The organism is Vibrio sp. Vb1574 (assembly GCF_033338675.1).
The window spans coordinates 1-1,190 of the sequence record NZ_JAWOTC010000322.1 but is presented as its reverse complement, the minus strand read 5'-3'; the positions used below and the strand labels follow the sequence as shown (position 1 = coordinate 1,190).

The 1,190-nt window shown below is 47.3% G+C and carries 1 protein-coding gene; it reads right to left on the bottom strand.

Annotated features, from left to right (window positions below):
• Nucleotides 1–6 precede the first annotated feature (6 nt).
• The coding region (tuf, locus tag R7O12_RS25885; protein WP_017822038.1) for an elongation factor Tu at nucleotides 7–1,190 on the bottom strand (1,184 nt) is incomplete at its 5' end.

Genomic DNA, 1,190 nt, shown 5'->3' with positions numbered 1-1,190 from the left:
TATGAATTAGTCGAAGATCTTAGCAACAACACCAGCACCTACTGTACGGCCACCTTCACGGATCGCGAAACGTAGACCTTCGTCCATTGCGATTGGTGCGATTAGCTCTACAGTCATCTGTACGTTGTCGCCTGGCATTACCATTTCTACGCCGTCTGGTAGCTGGATGTCACCAGTTACGTCAGTTGTACGGAAGTAGAACTGTGGACGGTAGCCTTTGAAGAATGGAGTGTGACGACCACCTTCATCTTTAGACAGTACGTATACTTCTGATTCGAACTTAGTGTGTGGAGTGATTGAACCAGGCTTAGCTAGTACTTGACCACGTTCAACTTCGTCACGCTTAGTACCACGTAGAAGTGCACCAACGTTCTCACCTGCACGGCCTTCGTCTAGAAGCTTACGGAACATCTCAACACCAGTACATGTAGTTGTAGTAGTGTCTTTGATACCTACGATAGCAACTTCGTCACCTACAGTTAGGATACCACGCTCGATACGGCCAGTTACTACTGTACCACGACCTTGGATTGAGAATACGTCTTCGATAGGCATTAGGAATGGCTGATCTACCGCACGCTCTGGCTCAGGGATGTAAGTATCTAGAGCTTCTGCTAGTTCAACGATTTTCGCTTCCCACTGCTCTTCGCCGTTTAGTGCGCCTAGTGCAGAACCTTGGATAACTGGTAGGTCATCACCTGGGAAATCGTATTCAGATAGAAGTTCACGAACTTCCATTTCTACTAGTTCTAGTAGCTCTTCATCGTCAACCATGTCACATTTGTTCATGAATACGATGATGTATGGGATACCAACCTGACGGCCTAGTAGGATGTGCTCACGAGTTTGTGGCATTGGGCCATCTGTCGCAGCAACAACTAGGATACCACCGTCCATCTGTGCAGCACCAGTGATCATGTTTTTAACATAGTCAGCGTGTCCTGGACAGTCAACGTGTGCGTAGTGGCGTGATGGAGTGTCGTACTCAACGTGAGAAGTTGCGATTGTGATACCGCGCTCACGCTCTTCTGGAGCGTTATCGATAGATGCGAAGTCTTTAGCTACACCGCCGTAAACTTTAGCAAGAGTAGTACAGATAGCTGCAGTTAGAGTTGTTTTACCGTGGTCAACGTGGCCGATAGTACCAACGTTAACGTGCGGTTTCGTACGTTCAAATTTTTCTTTAGACA